Source organism: Leptolyngbya sp. ST-U4, from assembly GCF_039962215.1.
GTDB lineage: Bacteria > Cyanobacteriota > Cyanobacteriia > Elainellales > Elainellaceae > Leptolyngbya_A.
In genome coordinates, this window is sequence record NZ_JAMPKZ010000002.1 from 365,731 (window position 1) to 383,471 (window position 17,741).

The following is a 17,741-nucleotide window of genomic DNA, read 5'->3' on the forward strand; positions in this document are numbered from 1 at the left end:
AACATGACCGCCCTCCCCGATCGCCCTACTCCCGATTCTGAACCATCGCTCCAGGGTTTAACGCAGCAAGAAGTCATTGCACGACGGGCTGCGGGACAGGGCAATGTTGCGCCGCTGAAAACGAGCCGCTCCTATAGTCAGATTCTTCGCGAGAACTTGTTTACGGTAATTAATTTCATTTTCTTTGCGATCAGCCTGGTGATGTTTCTGCTGCAGCGGGTAGGGGATGGAATTTTGGTGGTGGTGGTGATTTTTGGTGGGGTGCTGGTGAGTATTTATCAGGAAATTTGGGCGAAGCGGCAGCTCGATCGCATTGCACTGTTAAACCGTCCACAGGCAACGGTGATTCGGGAAGGGCAGGAATCGGAAATTGATCCGAGTGAGATTGTGCTAGGGGATATTTTGATTGCGCGTCCAGGCGACCAGTTGGTGGTGGATGGGGCGATCGTCGGTACGGGACGCATGGAAGTCGATGAATCGCTGCTGACAGGCGAATCGGATCTGATTCCTAAACAGAAGAATGCTCTCGTATATTCGGGCAGCTTTTGTGTGAGTGGCACTGCCTGCTACGAGGCGCAAAAAGTGGGGAGCGAGACGCTGGCTTATCGGCTAATGGCAGAGGCGCGAGCATTTCGGCGACGGTTTACGCCGCTTCAGGTGGAAATCAATGTGGTGATTCGCGTGTTTATGCTGATCGCCTGCTTTTTGTGGGTGCTAGTGGGCATTAGCTTTCTCAGCAGCCGCTATTCGCTAAATGAGATTGTGCAGCGGTTTGCGGTGATTGCCGGACTCGTGCCTGCCGGACTGCTGCTAGCAATCACGCTGGCGTATGGGTTAGGCGCGGTGCGAATGGTCGGTCAGGATGTGCTGATCCAGCAGGCGAACGCGGTGGAATCCCTTAGTAATGTAGATACGCTGTGTCTCGACAAGACGGGAACGCTGACAACTAATCAGATCCAGCTTGAGGAGGTTTATCCGGTGGCTTCATCGTTGGGTGAAGGGATCAGTGCTGATCAGGGTTCCGAAGGGGGGATTGCTCCGCCAAATAAAGCCGAGCCAGATAAAGCCGAGCTAGATAAAGCAGAAATTGTGGCACAGCTTGCCGACTATGCTGCCAGTGTCACCGCTGGAAACCGCACCAGTGAGGCGATCGCCTTGGCATATCCCGGCAAAACCCGATTGCTGAAAGCCGAATTGCCCTTTTCGTCTGCCCGTAAGTGGAGTGCGATCGCGTTGGATGATGAGATGCGCCGGGGAATTTACGTGCTGGGTGCGCCAGAGGCACTGTCTCGCTATCTGACGTTGACAGGTGAAATGCTGGACTTTATTCAGTCGGGAGCAGAGCAGGGGTTGCGGGTGGTGCTGTTTGCCTATTATCCTGACCCGACGCTGCTGAGTGCGGATGTGGCTGAGCTGCCGATCGGGTTACAGCCTTTGGCTCTGCTGCGGTTTAGCGATCGGCTGCGTCCAGAAGCGTATGAAACGCTGGAAGGATTTGCCCGTGCCGGGATCGAAGTGAAGATCATTTCGGGAGACAATCCGCACACGGTGGCAGCCCTGGCAAAACAGGCGGGTTTACGCGAAATTCGATCGGTGTCGGGCGCGCAGCTTGCAGAATTAGATGAGGCGCAGTTTGCCCAGGCAGCCCGAGAAGGCACGGTGTTTGGCCGCGTTACGCCAGAACAAAAGGCGTTGCTGGTGAAGCATCTGCGGCAATCGGGGCGCTATGTGGCCATGATCGGGGACGGGGTGAACGATGTGCTGTCACTGAAGCAAGCAGATCTGGCGATCGCGATGGAAAGCGGCAGTAAAGCGACTCGCGGCGTTGCAGATATTGTGCTGCTGAAAGATTCGTTTGGGGCGTTGCCCCGTGCCTTTCGGGAAGGACAATGTATTCGTAACGGCATTCAAGATGTGCTGAAACTGTTTCTGGTTCGTACGTTTTGCGTCACGCTGCTGATTTTTGCAACGGCGATCGTCACCGAAAGCTTTCCGCTGCAAAACAAGCAAAGTGCGATCGTGGCTTTAATCGGTGTAGGGTTTCCCACTATGTTTCTGCCAATCTGGGCAAAGCCGGGACTGCTGCCGCGCCGGAGTATGGTGCGATCGATGCTGCATTTTGTGATTCCTTCGACGCTGACGCTCACCCTGGTATCGCTGCTGGTCTATCTCTTTTATCTGGTGGTTGCGGTGCTGAATCTGCCGCCTGGATCGGACTTAACCCAGGTGAACTATGCAATTCCGCGCAGTGCCCTGGTCACAATTTTGATTATGGGTCAACTGCTGCTGCTGCCTTTTCTGAAGCCGCCTAACCGTGCCTGGGTCGGAGGAGAACCACTGAGCCGCGACTGGCGATATTCGATCGTGTCAGGGGTGCTGCTGATAGGATACTTCCTGATCGTGTCAATCCCATCGCTGAGCCGCTTTTTTGAGCTTTATCCGCTGGGGGCAGTCAACTATTTGTTTATTGGGCTGGTGGCGATCGAGTGGTGTTTTATTTTGCGATCGATCTGGCGCAGTCGATTTTTCGATCGATTCCTGGGGATTGATTTGAGCTGAAAAAGAATTTGAGCCAGAAGAAGGATTTGAGCTAGCAAGATAAGGGGATCAAGCGATCCCACGACTTCCCTTCGCGAATCTATCGTAAAGTGATGAGTCAATCATCCCAATGGCAGAAACTAAGGAAATTTGGATTGATTAAACTGAACCCATTCAAAACTGCTTAACGGGTATCAAAAGTTCGTCAAGATACTTAATTAAGTTTCAAAGTTCTTTTGGCAGAGTGGGTTTATGGTGAGGATTGCAATTGTTGATGACAACGAGGGCTGGTGCTTTGCGCTAGAAATTGCGCTGCGTCGGCGGGGCTATGAGACACAGGCGTTTTGTGATCCCTGGCAGTTTCTTCAGTGTGCCGATCAGTTTGATGTGGCGATCGTAGACTTTTGCATTCCTGCGCCACGATATCAGCTTGAGTTAGATGGGATATCGCTGATTCGGCAGGTCAAAGAAAAGTTTGTTCATTCCCCGCTGCTGCTGCTGATTTCCTCTTATTTTCCAGATGATGCTGGCGAAACGCTTGGGGCGTTATGTGAAGAGGCGGATCGGATAATGCCTCGTCCCTCCGGGATTGATCAATTGCTGGACCCGGTTGAAAAACTGCTTGCCCAGCGGTCGGCTTCTCGCTCTCGTTCCTCGGTGGCTTAGAGCTTCTGCGGCTTAACTCCCTTGCAGCTTGAAGCCTTTGCAGCTTAAAGGCTTTTGCCACGCTACAAATGCAGCAGCTTTCTCAGGCGCGACTCTAGCTCAGGCGTAATCACTCGATCGCCCCGCTCCAGCTTGCCGATGTAGTCTGCGCTGAGGTCAAGAAATCCGCCTAGCTCCTTCCGGCTCCAGCCCAGTTGCTCTCTAGCAATCCGCACTTGATCGCCCGTCAATTCTTCTACAGGGGGCAGTTCAAGCAGTTTGGGCTTGCGGGGTTCTTTCATTTTGCCCAGCAGTTCCGGGATCGGGTGAGGCGGTTTGATCGTGAGCTTGGCTTGCAGCAGGCGATCGATCACTTTCACTTTGCGCCAGTCGTCGGGTTTGGGGGCAGTGCTGCCGGGTTGCAGCCAGTCGGGATAGGTAGCGGGATCGTATTCAATTTGCCAGCCCAGGCTAAGCAATAGTTTAATGGCGCGGTTCCAGCGGTTTTTGAGGTCGCGTGCCCGGTGTTTGTCCTGCAAAGCTTTTTCAATTTCGGTGCGAGGCAACACTTCTTCCAGCAAGCTGACCACGCGATAGTCGTAGGGATTTTGATTATGTACCCGAATCCGCGCATCCAGCGTTAATTGAATTGCCAATCGCAACGCCATCTCGTGATGATAGGGGTCGATTTTCAGAATATCTTTTGCCAGGTAGCCAAACTGATGCAGGGCTTCTTTGGCTCGGCTACCAGCACGGTTCAGAAAATGCTTGGTCCACAGTCCCGGGCTGACCGTGATATACACTTCGTCCGGCTTCTCAATCTTGCCGCTCACCCAGTCAAACTGACCGTGCAAATCGATCAAGACATCCCACATACGACCGATCGGCGTACTAGCATCGATCGGTCGTTTGCCCCGTCCCTCGATCCACACCGATTTCACCAGCAAACAGGACAGTGCGTAGGCAGTCGTCGCTACGGCATTGCGCTTATCGGGCAGGCTAGTGCTGTGGTTGCGATCCCAGCCCAACAGATGAATCATATCGCTGGCTTTCAGCGTAAAGGTGCTCTTCCACGGCTCATCTTCTTCCATGGTGCGGGCGGCAAAAATAAGCTGAAGCTTGACGGTATCAAAACCGAATTTGTTGATAATTTGCTCGGCAGCTTCCCAGGGCAGCAATGCAATATCACCAGGATTAGTAATGTAATGTTCAATGTAGTTATTCGGATTGGTTTTGCTGCGGTAGCGAAAGACAGCAAGCCGCTCAGCGTTTTCTTCCCAGAGGTCGGGGCGCAACTGAGCACGAATGCTGCTGGCGATCGGGATCGCGGTTGGAATCACCGAAATCGGGTCAAGGGTCAAACGGGTGCTGGTGATTAAAACGGGCTTTTGCCGCAGACCCAGCAGCTTATCCATTTCCTGGAGCGAACAGTTGGGCAGATTGAATCCCTGAAGAATCTTTTTAGTAATCTCCTGACAGTAAATTTGTCCGAGTAAGCTAATGCGCTCTTGCAAAAGCGGCGGACATTCTAAAAGCTGCGTTTGAATTTGTGCAACAAGCTGAGCCTGATCGGTCACGTTTTGTTCTACAAACTTATCTAGATTTTCGGCAATCCAGATCATCAAATTTGTGCCGATCGTCTTTGAAAAATCCTCCCAAAAGCCTGCATAGTTAAAAAACTCATCCAGTGAACTTTTCAGATAAGCATGAATCTTTTCCCGATTCAGATTTAGCTCAATTTTCTTTTCTCCGGTTTTGCGCTGCGTGATTCGCTTAAAGTGGGGCAGACTGCTATCGATCGCGTCGATTCCCTGCGTTTGAACTGTCACCTCAACTTTGTGCTGATACACCCGCAAAAGCTGCTGAAATAAATGCTCTGTGACTAAATCCGGCAGCGAAGATCGATCGCGCAAAATCATGATTAACTGATTCAGCGTCTCGACCGTTAACACCTCCTGCGTTAGACTTGCCCAATCAATCCCTGAGCGAACTTTGGGTAAAAGTGGCTCAATCGCGATCGCTGCTGTGCCCAGGGCGATTGGCGTAGCCTTGACTGAGACTGGTGCATCTTCAGGTAAACTCTCTTCAGGCAGACTCTGCCGGAAAGCCAGGGGTGGCTCGTCCAAAACCGTCATCTCCGGCTCGAAGATATACAGATTTTCCCCAAACGGGCTGACTTCTGCAAAATTTTGTGCCATGTCGATCGCCTCGCACTCTTCCAAAGGGAAAATCGCCCTGTTCTGCCTCTGAATACCTTACCGCAAGCTTCGAGCGATGAAACAAGAGTGGAACTCGATCGCGTCTGTGTCTAGCGCGTCTATGTTTAGCGTCGAGAACCGCAAGAGTCTATCGCAAGATAGCTGAATTTCACCCTGGGACTGCAACTACACTAGAGCGCAACACGAGAATACAACCTGAAACACAACTGTTGTAGAGCGTGATTATTTCAAGGGAGAACAGTGAGTATGACGGTCAACGAATCAAGAAACGTGACTGAGCAAGTTGCTGAGGAAGATTGGTTTAGCCGGGGCAGAGCGGATGCGCTTATGGGATATTCCAAACAACCGCCTGAAACCGACCCAGAGCAGTCAAGCCTGTATGACCTGGGCTACGGGGAAGGCAGTATTCAGCACTCGCTTGCCCAGAGGACGCTGGAGTCAGAAGATTCAGAATCCATTACTTCCGGCGATTCACCAAATTAGTCACTACCGTAATCAATCGGGCAGGCTCGATCGGCTTTGAAATATGAACGTCGAATCCGGCGTTGATTGCCTGCACCCGGTCTTCCTCGCGGGCAAAGGCAGTAATTGCGGCGGCAGGAATTTGTCCGCCTCGATCGCTCGATCGCTGCCGCACCTGTCGAATTAGCGCGTAGCCATCCTCGGTAGGCATTCCAATATCGCTGAGCAGAATGTCGGGCTGCGATCGATCCAGTTTTTCCAGTGCCTCCTGAGCAGATGCTGCCGTCAGCACCCGTACGCCATATTGCTCCAGAATGGTCATCAGCAGCTCGCGCACATCTGCCTCGTCATCCACCACTAAAGCACAGATGCCCTCTAAATTTGCAGCAGCGGGAATAATGCTTGGAGGCGCATCTTCGGGATTGGTCAACTGGGTGGGCAGCAGCGGCAGATACACCGTGAATGTCGCTCCCTTTCCTTCGCCATCGCTCTCTGCCTGAATAAAGCCGCCGTGCAGCTCGACCAGATTGCGAACGATCGCCAGTCCCAGCCCTAAACCCCCTTGCATTCGGGTGGTTGCACTTTCTGCCTGCCGGAAGCGATCGAATACCTGAGGCAGAAATTCTGCGCTGATGCCTCTCCCCGTATCGATGACCTGAACCTGAGCATAAGCAACATCAGGCATAAGGGTGGGCAGCTCAGAAGCGTTGTGCTGCGAGCCAGCCTGGAACTGCGCCTGCGTGACGATCGACAGCCGAGCCGTGACCCGACCAGCATTAGGCGTAAATTTAATGCCGTTAGAAAGCAAATTCCAGATTACCTGCTGAAGCCGATCGGGGTCGCCAGAAACTTTGACCGGGGAACGGACATCCATCTGCAAATTGAGCGCGATCGATTTGGTGTCTGCAGTGGGGCGGACGGTGTCGATCGCCGCTTCGATCACCTGCACCAGGTTCACCGGACGAGTATAAAGCCGCACTTTGCCGCGAATAATCCGCGAGATGTCGAGCAAATCTTCGATGAGTTGGGTTTGCGCCTGAGCATTGCGCTCGATCGCTTCCAGTGCCTTACGAGTCGTGGTTGCGTCCATTTCGCGTGTTACCAGCAGGCGCGACCAGCCCAGCATTGCACTCAGGGGCGATCGCAGCTCGTGGGAAACGATCGCGAGGAATTCATCTTTCGTACGGCTGGCGGCTTCTGCCTGTTTGCGGGCTGCCTGTTCTCGCGCCAAAATTTGGGCACGTTCCGATTCGATTCGCTTGCGTTCGGTCAGATCCAGCACATAGCCCACGCCTTCCCCATTGCCGATCATCGCGCCGCCAATTTCCACCCAGATGCGGCTGCCATCTTTGCGAATAAACTCTTTCTCAAACGGGGTACAGGTTCCGAGCGTCCTGATTTCTGCGGCTCCGGTCTGCATCCGATCGAAATATTCAGGCGGGGTAAGTTCTGCCCAGCGCAGTTCTCCCTGTTCCAGGTCTTCGCGGCTGTAGCCTGTAATTTGCAAAAATGCTTGATTTGCGTCGGTAATAGCTCCTTCAAGCGACCCAAAAAATACGCCAATCAAATTGGAATCAATCACGCTTCGCAGGCGAACTTCACTGGCTTTCAGGGCTTTCTCTGCCTGCACTCGCTCGGTGACATCCAGCAGCAATCCATCCCAAATAATGACGCCATCGGTTCGCCGTTCGGATTTTGCCCGACCCTGCACCCACTTCAGCTTGCCCGAAGGGGTAATAATGCGCCACTGACAAGACCACTCACGGTTTTGCTCAACGGCATCCGCAAGCGACTGCCGGAACGCCTCCAAGTCATCAGGATGAATTACACTCCAGGTTAGAGCTGTATTTTGCAGCAGAATATCGGCTTCCACCTCATAGAGATCGACACAGGCAGAGCTGATGTAGTTAAACCGATCGCTACTGTCTGGGTGCATCCAGTACTGATAAATCACGCCCGGAACGTTCTCTGCCAGTCGAGAAAAGCGTGTTTCGGACTGACGCAGGGCGGCTTCGGCTTTCTGACGTTCGCGCTGGGCAGCATCCTGCTCGGTGATATCCTGAATAATCACCATGCCGGCAGTAATGTCGCCCCGATCGTTCTTCACAGGTACTCCATTCACCAGATAAAGGCGATTGCCATACCAGACTTCTTCCAGCGAGGAAACTCCTTGTAGCGCGCTGCGATAGAGCGGCTCAAGCTGGTCGAAGGCTTCCGGCGGCATCACGTCCTGCATCAGCTGATTTTCCAGGTCTTTGCTGCTAAAACCTGCTTGCTCAATCGCAGATCCCTCTGCCAGGGTGTAGCGCAAATCGCGATCGAACATCAGCACCGCCCCGTTAGGCAAATTTCTCAGCACCGTGCGAGATAGCTCCTCACTGCGACGCAGGGCAGCTTCAGTTCGCTTCAGGTCGGTAAGATCTCGCGTCACCCCCAGCACCGTCTCAACGGCATGATTCACGTCAAATTCTGGCACAAATCGAGCCTGATAATAGCGATCTTCCCCAGTCGGGGCAGACAGCTCAAACTCGATCGTCTGTTCCTTTCCGGTTTCAAAGGCGCGCCCGATCGCCGAGCGCCAGAGCTGAGCTTCTTTGCTAGAAAACCCTAACTCCAGATAATCTTTGCCGATAAAGTCTTCCGACTGAATTCCGGTAACGCGGGTGATCGCAGGATTGATATAAACGTGGCGCAGTTCAGCATTCAGGCGAGAAACGATATCCGGCGAGTTTTCCACCAGTGCCTTAAACTCCTGCTTACGGCGAAATAGCTCGTCTTCAGCTTCTTTGCGATCGGTAATATTGCGCCAAGTTGCAGCAATGCCATCGCCTAGCTTAACTGCACGGAGCTCGAAGGCGCGCCGCAGGTATTTGCCATTGTAGTAGTCGGCATAAACGAGCGAATCTTTGACCAGGGGTTCTCCCGTTTCCACCACATGACAATACCTGTCAAACAAGCCCGACGCTTTGTAATTGGGCAACAGCTCACATAAGCCTCTGCCAATTTGCTCTTCTTTCGTCATCTGGTTATTGTCACAGGCAGCGGGGTTCACATACTCCGTCCTGAAGTCCACAATCTGTCCTGACTCGTCCCGAATCGTCGAGTAAATGGCAAAACAGTCGAGCATATTCTCAACCGAGGTACGAAACCGCTCTTCGCTCTGCTGAAGCTGCTGGTTGGCTTCCGTAAGCGAGTAGTTGAGCTGCACCAACTGTTCTGCCAGCAATGCTCTTGCCTGACTTTCTCGGGTTCGTACCCGTTCTACTGCCAGTGCCACCTGCGCCGCTGCCCGCTCGGTCATTGCGGTTCCCACAAAGAGGCTCACCGCACACTGCACCAGCAAACTGAACTTGTGAATATTAAAAACGCCCATCAAAACGGGAAAGCTGGGCAACAGAATTACATTGGGATAGACCACCAGATAGGCAAGCAGCGTCAGGATGACACACAGGCTGGCGATCGTCATGCCACCCGTTGCACCGAACCGCGCCGCTGCCCAGAGAATCGGCACAAAGCTTAGCAGCGAGAAAAGCTGAAATGAATAGTCCGCGTGTTGACTTTCGAGCACGGTCAGCACTGCTGTAGTTGCACAGGTAAGCAGCAAAAACAGCAGCTCTGTCCAGGGGGCAGCGCGCACAATTTGAGACAAGGAAAACGGAACAGGATCATCGGAAGCAAACAGCTTGGACTCCAGCATAAAACTGGACTTCGCCAGCCAGCCCGATCGATACAAAACAGGCGTAATGAGCAGCAGTGCCGTAGGAACGATCGCCATCGTCCCGATCGCATTGCCCAACCACCATTTGCCAATAACGCCTGCAAGTTCATCCCCCGGAATGCGCCCCAGCCCCACCAGCACCGTTGAGCTAACGATCGCCGAAGCAGCGCAGGCAATCACCGGGGCACTCACCAGAAACGCAACCACATTCCGTAGACCCCTGAGAAACAGTGACCCCTGAAAAAACTGGCGATAAAGACACCAGGCAAGCAGAGGCTCGATCGCATCAATGAGTCCAACCAGCCGATACCAGCCTTCACTGCCCCACAGCGGAGCCATGACGACTGAAGTCAGCCCGGCCAAGATTGCCCCGATCGGCCCCAGCCACAGCGTCAGAACGATCGCTACCCCAGACGGCGGAAACCAAAGCGACACCGCAGGCTGTACCCGAAAAAGCAGTGCTGTTCCATGCGCCAGGAACAACAGCAGAAATGCAAAAGGTAAAGCAATCCACCAGCGCTTGGAGGTGAGAAACGGAACGCGAGACAGAGATGGCACAAAAGTAACCAACAGAATTGAGAATTTAAGGGCAAGTATAGCTGCAAATCGCCTGAGCCAGTCGCGTTAGCCCAGCCAATGCAAAGCGTTTGATTGAGATTTAATTGAAAAAAGTAAAAAAGCTTTATTTAGAGCAATAAAAACCGAATGCGTTACGGCGGATGTGTCGCGGCGAGCGCAAGAAATTGATTAATGGAAAATCAATCGGGAATCAGTAGGGAATCAAAAGTTTGTATCACTTCAGTATCACCCTCTGAAGTCGGCTTCGAGTATCCCTCCTAAGGGAGATTCGTGGAGGTTTGAATTTATGCAATCCCTCTCAAGAAACAAATCTCCGGTAAATTCTCGCTGTAACGCTCGCCAGCAATCTTCTGTTACAGAAAATGCTCCCTCTTGGGAGCGAAACCCTAGTCCCGCCTTGCTCCACTGGGAATAGATAGTGATGTGAATCAACAGTGAATAGATAACGATGCACGAATCCACTGCTGGGTCAGGAAAGACGATCGCAAAAAAATTGCCATCTGTTCCTACCCTCAACAACAATAAGAAGCGGTATCCCCTCTGTGACCCTGCGCTTGATAGACATCCTTTCGCACCGGATGGTGTAATGCCACTGCTGGTAGATGATTAGTGGATGATTAATAGTAAGAGCGCAGATGATTCAGTGGGGATTTAAGTCCTTATGATTGGAGCTGCTATGACCTTTCGTTTCAAAACTTGTGCTGCTTTGCTCACTGCGCTAAGTCTGTTTTTTCCCGCTGCCCACGCTGCGCCGACTAGCCAATTAACGGTAAATATCGATGGACTGAGAAATCGCCAGGGACAGGTCTGCCTCAATCTGTTTGCCGACGATGATGGGTTTCCTACAGAAGGCGATCGAGCCATCCAGCAGCAGTGTGTGGCATTAACAGGACAGCCCATTCGAGTGAACTTTAGCGGCTTGTCCCCAGGAACCTACGCGGTTGCGGTACTGCACGATTCCAACAGCGATGGACAGGCAAATCAAAACTTTTTGGGGATTCCAATCGAAGGCTTTGGATTTTCGGGCAATCCAACGATTCGCCTGGGTCCACCCAGCTTTAACGAAACGGCAGTAAGCGTCTCTGGCCCCGCAACAGCGATCGAAATAGAGATGCGCTATCTGCTTTAGAGCATTTTTTAGAGCATTCGTGAATTAGATAGGAATGTAGGTAGGAATTAAGCAGGAATCAGCAGTGAATCAGACGGAGATAAGCTACTCGTAATCCCATCTCCTCATCCCACCATCTCCCCATTTCCCATCCACTCACCCACCCATTCCTCCCGCTCTCCCTGCCGCACCTGATGCCCACAAACTCCGTTTGAGTCCCATTGCAGTTCGGCAATCAAATACACACTACAGCCAATGACAATGCCCGTCGTTAAGGGCTGCCAGGATGCCACATAGGGCAGAATCCCGATCGCGACTAGATGCAGCAACGCCGCCAGAAAAAACGCCCGTGAGCGCATTCCGATCGCCGTAATTAAATAGCCGATCGTGCTGAGGCTCAGCCAGAACGCGCAGATATGAGTGAGTACAGGAAGCCAGCTCAAAAGAATGCTCAGATCAGTGACAATCGCACCAAGCAGCATCAACCCCGCCCAGGCAAATAGGACGATCGCCAGCCGTCGTTCTGCGGTGAGATACCAGGTCAGGTAAATCATGCCCGCGATGCCCACCAGTGTGACACCAGAAGCAAAGATTGCCTGCGTAATCCAGCTTACGGGCAGGAATTGAGCAATCACAAAAATACTACCCGAAAGCAAGCTCCACAGCAGGCACGCTTGGTCGTGTTTTGTATAAAAAGAAGAATGAATTGTGAACTCGCCAATCTGCCAATGAATTCGCAGCAATCCAGGAGCAGGAGCGATTTCAAGTGCCGATTTCTTCTTAGAAATAACAGGTATATCAGGATTGAAAAAGTTCATGGCTAACAGAATCTGCGAACTAAAAAGAAGCCAATGGTTTGTTACCATCAGCTTCTCTCAGCCCTTCTGATTTAGAATCTGTCAGCAGAGCAACGTCAAGTTATTCGAGGATCTACCTATAGAAACAATTGAAATAAATTCACCCAATCCTTCATACCAAGCAGGCAGATAGAAGATAAGCGTAGACAATACAGCTAATCGGCAGAAAGCTCTTGCGCAGCTCTGGGTTCTAAACTGGCGGTTTCCAGGTCAACGGGTTCGGCTACACTTGCAGTCATTTCGGAGGGTGCGATCGTTTCTTTTAAAGCATTGCTTTGGGTCGGCTCTTCTACGGCTCGCTTTGAGAAACCCCAGGCAAAGATCAGCGCAATTATCGGTACCATCAGCCATTCAGGCGGCACAAAAGACGGATTAACTACCCGCACTAGCAACCTTAAGCCCACCAACGCCACCGTCACAAAGCCAGCATCCTCCAGATGCTCATAGACTTTTAACCAGCGAATAAACAGCCCCGCCATAAAGCGAAGGGCAACAATTCCAATTAATCCACCCGTTAACACTAGCCAGAGATTCTGGGAAACGGCGATCGCTGTCGTGACGCTGTCCAGCGAAAATGCCAGGTCAGTGAGGGCAATCATGGGGATCGCCTGCCACAGGGACTCAAAACGGGGACGGTGAACGGAATGCGTTTCACCAGAGGCCTCATCGTCTCCTGCCGAGAAGAAATGCTGATACACCAACCACAGCAAATAGCCTGCGCCCAGCAGCTCAAATTGCCAGTAGCGAATCACCCAGGTTGCTGTCAGGATCAAAATCACCCTTAAGCCAAAGGCTGCGACTAAGCCAAAATTTAGAGCGCGTTGCTGAAGCCGCTGTCCGTTTAACCCCTGAGCAATAGCTGCCAGGGCGATCGCATTATCGGCAGATAAAACTGCCTCCAGCGCGATCAAAACCGGAAGGAGAATAAGCGTATCACTCCCAAAGTTGGGGGATTGATCAAGCAGTTGGTCTAGCATTAATTGGCAACAAGCAAGAGAAGAACAAGGCGATCGGCGAAGCGCAAAATCTGTATTGAAGACAATTGCCCTTCAAGCCTATCTTAAACTATCGTCTTTCCCCAGCTTAGCTTGCTTCCTCCTACTCAGGAGACGAACGCTTCGCCTCTACCGCGATTGCCTCTATCGCGATTAGTTGTGGCAAAATGCAAATTTTGAAAGGTAAGCTATACTAGCTTTCCATCGATCGCAATTCTAATCCCCGCACTACTCAATTACTTCCAAAGCACTTGCTGCCTGCCACTGGGCATTCCTCACAATTTCCAGACTTTGCCGCGTCACCGCTATTACCGCTATGTCTTTATCGCTGCCTGCGCTGATTACCCAACTTCATACCACTTACCCGGCTGCTAGCCTAATATCCGAACTGCTAGCGGTCGAGTCAAATCGATTTGTGGTACGTGCCCTGATTCAAATCGGTTCGGTGACGTTAGCGACGGGGCTAGCTGCCGCTGCCGAGGTAGAAGCCGCAGAAGATCGGGCGAAATGTCGGGCGATCGAAACCCTGCTGCCGTCTGCGGTCAACGCTTCAATCCCTTCCCCGGCCATCTCTGCGGTTGAGCCTACCGCCGCTCCCTCGCCCGGTCGAGCTGCCAATCTTTCTGAAAGAACTGGTTCTCCTGCAATTTCACCCCTGCCTTCGCTTACCAGCACTGTTTCCAGTCCGATCGCCCCGAAGCCAGAACTGCTCCGCACCGCCGCTTCCCCGATCGCAGACCTATCGCCTCAAACAAATTCGCCTCAAACAAACTCGTCAGGCAGCACCGATTCCTCAGATGCCCTGACGGATTGGGATGATCCTCTGCGATCTTCTCCCAGCTCAAATCTCGATCTCGATTTTGACCTGAACAACCTGTTGCAGGACAGCCCCCCGCCAGAGGCTCTCCCCGATGCTCCGATCGAGGAAACTTTCCAACCTGCCGCAGCCGATCTTTTTGCAGCCGTCAATTCCGATCTGACGACTCCGCTCGATCCACCAGTCAGCCTGGCTGACTTAAATCTGACGAAATTAACGCTGCCCAACACCGATCCGTCTGAAGCCGCAGCCTCTGCTGGAGCAGCAAAATCAGCCCGACGCAAAGGCACAGCTTCCACAATCACTCCCCCCGAACCAGAGCCTCTTCCGATCGCTCCCCCTGTGGAAATCGATCGCTCTGGGGAAATTGCTCGCATCGGAGTCGAGATGAAACGGCTGGGCTGGGACACCAAAAAAGGACGCGACCATTTGCAGAAAACTTACGGCAAACGATCGCGTCAGGAATTAAATGATGATGAGCTGATGGATTTCTTGCAATACCTGGAAACGCAGCCTTCCTCGGCGCAGATGCCTTTCTAGCTGATTTGCCGAATCAGTGTGAGCTAGACCTGGCTTGCAACCGCTATCGGACGACCCCCGATCGCCTTTCGATCGATCACCTGATCAATCAAGCCATAGTCAGCCGCTTCCTTCGCAGACATATAAAAGTCGCGCTCGGTGTCTTGCTCGATTCGCTCAAGCGGTTGTCCGGTGTGGTCAGATAGGCACTCATTCAAACGCCGCTTCAGGTAAAGGATCTCTTTTGCCTGAATCTCAATATCTGTTGCCTGACCCTGTGCGCCACCCAGCGGCTGGTGAATCATAATCCGCGAATGGGGCAAGCTCATCCGTTTGCCTTTTGCACCCGCACTCAGCAGAAACGCACCCATGCTGGCAGCCAGACCGACGCAAATGGTAGATACGTCAGGGCGGATGTGGTTCATTGTGTCATAAATGCCCAGTCCTGCCATCACCGAGCCACCGGGGGAATTAATGTAAAGATAGATATCCTTCTCGGGGTCTTCGGCTTCCAGAAACAGCATTTGCGCCACGATCAGGTTTGCCAGATCAGAGTCGATCGGCTGTCCCAGAAAGATAATGCGTTCGCGCAGCAGTCGGGAATAAATGTCAAAGGCGCGTTCGCCGCGACCAGACTGTTCGATAACGGTAGGAATCATGCTTGCTCTCTCTGATTTTTCCTACCATTCTAGCGATTTCGGTTCGGCTGGAGAACATGAGGAGTGCGGATTACCGCCAGAAAGGGAGTTTCCGAGAATGCGGTTAATCGTTTCCTGATCAGCCACAGGCAGTTTTTTCAGAAAAGCCTGGAGTTTCATACGGTGGATATAGGGCCAGCCGCCATTGGCTTCGATATCGCGCAGGAGGGCATAAAGGGCTTGACGGTTTTCTGGCAGAGCAGATTGAAATAAGCCATCTCGGATTTCCCGGTGTAGTGCCTCTAGCTGTCGCAGCAGGGCGAGCAGCTCAATTCCCTGTCCCTGATGTTGTTGGGCAACAGCACGAACCACCGCAGCCAGCATGTCAAGCTGATCAGCGATTCCTCCTTCGAAAGACTGCGAAGCAATTGATTCTGTTAATTCGACTCGCGCTTCCAATTCCAGCTCTGAGTGTCCATTTTGCCATTCTGCCATGTGCCCTCCTGTTTTCCTTGCGATGTCCGAACGAATGCTTGAACAGATTACCAAGTTCGAGTTTCAGCCCAAAGCACCCAAACGGATTCAATAACCCTTTCGACCACCTTTTCGCTTTCCGACAGCCCTGTCTGTATCAGGAGATGCGATTTTTCTTTGCAGCCTAAGCTTGCGATGCGAAGCAGTTTCCCCAGTGAGACGATCGGCTCGATCGACTTCCATACAGACTCCAAAATCGTGAGACACTCTGGCAGCATTGAAGCATCATCAAAAAAGCTCACTTTGCGATCGCAATCCCTGAGTTCCTCACATTCCCAAATAACTAGAGCTGCATGAGTAAGATTAACCCCCTGCCCCAGCCACAGTTACCACACCTGTTTATGCCCAGCTTTCTTGCAAATGCCATAGCAACTAGATTGCCATCGCATCAGAACGGGAAGCAGATACCGCAACAATTAGCAATTCATTTCTCATTTGCATCTCTCATCTGCGCTGTGTCACCCCATCATCACCGTCCGCGTCGCCACCCAATTCAAACGACTTTTACAGATCTTCTGTCCCTCGACAGGGAATTTATGAGATTCTGCAAAAGAAAGGTAACAAGGTCTTGTAGAATTCAGTATGAACGGGATTGACCCGCTTGTCATAGATACTCCTTAACAAAATACTGTAAGGTTTTCACAATTAGAAGCTAGAGGTTGACCATGAGGTATCGCGCTTTCATCGCTGCATTCCTGGCTGTGTGCATAGGGCTGCTCACGGCTTGCAGCGATAGTTCTTCCAATGCGAACGTTGCACTCACTTACGAGCAAATTAGAGGCACGGGTCTAGCAAACACCTGTCCTCAGCTTTCCGAAACGAGCCGGGGTGCAATTCCGATCGATTCCAATCAAACCTATGTTATATCCGACCTGTGCTTGGAACCCACTAACTTCTTCGTCAAAGAAGAATCAACCAACAAGCGTCAGGCAGCACAATTCGTCACCGGAAAGCCCTTGACCCGGTACACCTCATCGCTAGACCAGGTGAAAGGCTCACTGAAGAGCAACAACGGTAAGCTAGTCTTCTCCGAAGAGGATGGCTTCGACTTCCAGGCAATCACCGTGAAGTTGCCGGGTGGCGAAATGTATCCGTTCCTGTTTACGGTGAAGGGATTGGTTGCAGCAGCACAAACACCAGACAGCATCAATACTTCCACTGACTTTGAAGGAGAGTTTCGCGTTCCGTCTTACCGCACGTCAAACTTCCTTGACCCTAAAGGGCGTGGCTTAACAGCAGGTTATGATACTGCGGTCGCGCTGCCTTCTCGCGGAGACAGCGAAGAGCTGCTACGGGAGAATATGAAGTCTTTCAAGACCGGACAGGGCAAAATCTCGCTGCAAATCGCAAAAGTGAACAGCGCGACAGGCGAGATCGCAGGAACCTTTGAGAGTGTTCAGCCCTCTGATACAGATATGGGCGGCAAAGAACCCGTTGACGTGAAAATTCGGGGACTGTTCTACGGCAGAGTTGAGCCTGCTCAAGCTTAATTCAGCAAAGAGTTTGCTCAAAATAGACTGGCTCAGGGCGTATGTTAACGATATGCCCTGATTTTTTGTTTCAAGACACCTTGCTCTTAAAATTTTGCATAGCAAGAAATTGAAGGGTGATGTAGAACACTTGCTACTGGTCAAGCACCTCTAAAGCGAACCGATCAAACTGATGCAATCGATGAATTGATTAGAGAATTTGCACGCAATCCATAACACACATGTTTTTACTACCATGCTCGACTAATTAATTCTGCCAATCTTCAAGACCTTTTCACAAATAAGCAGAGATCTTCTATTTCTCCTTAAGTTTTTCCGGGTTGTTTATCTGTAGAATTCGCAATATTCATTTAAAAATGAGGTTTTCTACGTAACGCGAACTTCAAAATATTTCCGCTTAAAAATTGTGCCTGTGCAAGTGCTGCTGGTAAATTGACTTAGAGACTTGTGAAGGGAGACTGCAAATTCAGGCTTCCAGATGTTCCGTGAAATTGCCGTTGTGATTACTTTGTCCAACCGAATACCTTGTGGAATGCAGGTATGGAAGTCGGTCTCGGTTTGAACAATTGCCCCATCTAAAATGTGTGTTCCTGCTTTAATTGGCTGATGACTCGGGTTAAAA

Annotated in this window: 12 protein-coding genes and 1 pseudogene; 7 read left to right on the forward strand and 6 right to left on the reverse strand. The window is 51.7% G+C overall.

Annotated features, from left to right (window positions below; all coding sequences use genetic code 11):
* The first annotated feature begins 3 nt into the window (after positions 1-3).
* Positions 4-2,559, forward strand: a complete 2,556-nt coding sequence (locus NDA02_RS07110) for an HAD-IC family P-type ATPase (protein ID WP_190792245.1) — start codon at positions 4-6, stop codon at positions 2,557-2,559.
* 231 nt (positions 2,560-2,790) lie between these two features.
* Positions 2,791-3,204: a response regulator gene (locus NDA02_RS07115; protein ID WP_190792244.1), complete on the forward strand. Its 414-nt coding sequence runs from the start codon at positions 2,791-2,793 to the stop codon at positions 3,202-3,204.
* 62 nt (positions 3,205-3,266) lie between these two features.
* On the opposite strand, the gene NDA02_RS07120 is transcribed toward NDA02_RS07115, so the two are convergent.
* A complete protein-coding gene (locus NDA02_RS07120) occupies positions 3,267-5,381 on the reverse strand; it encodes a helix-turn-helix domain-containing protein (RefSeq protein ID WP_348254706.1) in 2,115 nt (704 codons plus the stop codon).
* 267 nt (positions 5,382-5,648) lie between these two features.
* On the opposite strand from NDA02_RS07120, the gene NDA02_RS07125 reads away from it, so the two are divergent.
* Complete coding sequence (locus NDA02_RS07125; protein WP_348246188.1) at positions 5,649-5,885, forward strand: hypothetical protein; 237 nt, start codon at positions 5,649-5,651, stop codon at positions 5,883-5,885.
* Here NDA02_RS07125 and NDA02_RS07130 read toward each other — a convergent pair.
* Positions 5,860-10,140, reverse strand: coding sequence for a PAS domain S-box protein (locus NDA02_RS07130; RefSeq protein ID WP_348254708.1), 4,281 nt, complete (start codon positions 10,138-10,140; stop codon positions 5,860-5,862). The genes NDA02_RS07125 and NDA02_RS07130 overlap by 26 nt on opposite strands.
* A gap of 469 nt (positions 10,141-10,609) precedes the next feature.
* Between NDA02_RS07130 and NDA02_RS07135 the strand changes: the two genes are divergently transcribed.
* Together NDA02_RS07135 and NDA02_RS07140 are read left to right on the forward strand one after the other, a co-directional pair.
* Entirely contained in the window at positions 10,610-10,771 is a 162-nt protein-coding gene (locus NDA02_RS07135) for a hypothetical protein (protein WP_190789702.1), read from the forward strand.
* 66 nt (positions 10,772-10,837) lie between these two features.
* Positions 10,838-11,290, forward strand: coding sequence for a DUF2141 domain-containing protein (locus NDA02_RS07140; protein ID WP_348246184.1), 453 nt, complete (start codon positions 10,838-10,840; stop codon positions 11,288-11,290).
* Between the two features lie 104 nt (positions 11,291-11,394).
* On the opposite strand, the gene NDA02_RS07145 is transcribed toward NDA02_RS07140, so the two are convergent.
* Both NDA02_RS07145 and NDA02_RS07150 read right to left on the reverse strand, forming a co-directional pair.
* Entirely contained in the window at positions 11,395-12,087 is a 693-nt protein-coding gene (locus tag NDA02_RS07145) for a hypothetical protein (protein WP_190789704.1), read from the reverse strand.
* 194 nt (positions 12,088-12,281) lie between these two features.
* Complete coding sequence (locus NDA02_RS07150) at positions 12,282-13,103, reverse strand: hypothetical protein (RefSeq protein WP_348246182.1); 822 nt, start codon at positions 13,101-13,103, stop codon at positions 12,282-12,284.
* Between the two features lie 334 nt (positions 13,104-13,437).
* Here NDA02_RS07150 and NDA02_RS07155 point away from each other — a divergent pair, with 334 nt between their 5' ends.
* On the forward strand, positions 13,438-14,478 hold the full coding sequence (locus tag NDA02_RS07155; protein ID WP_190792909.1) for a hypothetical protein: 1,041 nt from the start codon (positions 13,438-13,440) through the stop codon (positions 14,476-14,478).
* Between the two features lie 23 nt (positions 14,479-14,501).
* Here NDA02_RS07155 and clpP read toward each other — a convergent pair.
* Positions 14,502-15,119 (reverse strand): annotated as a pseudogene (gene clpP / locus NDA02_RS07160) (ATP-dependent Clp endopeptidase proteolytic subunit ClpP); the annotation flags it as partial.
* 18 nt (positions 15,120-15,137) lie between these two features.
* Entirely contained in the window at positions 15,138-15,479 is a 342-nt protein-coding gene (locus tag NDA02_RS07165; RefSeq protein ID WP_347277896.1) for a hypothetical protein, read from the reverse strand.
* An 815-nt stretch (positions 15,480-16,294) separates the two neighbouring features.
* Here NDA02_RS07165 and NDA02_RS07170 point away from each other — a divergent pair.
* Positions 16,295-17,119: a photosystem II manganese-stabilizing polypeptide gene (locus NDA02_RS07170; RefSeq protein ID WP_190792911.1), complete on the forward strand. Its 825-nt coding sequence runs from the start codon at positions 16,295-16,297 to the stop codon at positions 17,117-17,119.
* The last annotated feature ends 622 nt before the right edge of the window (positions 17,120-17,741 follow it).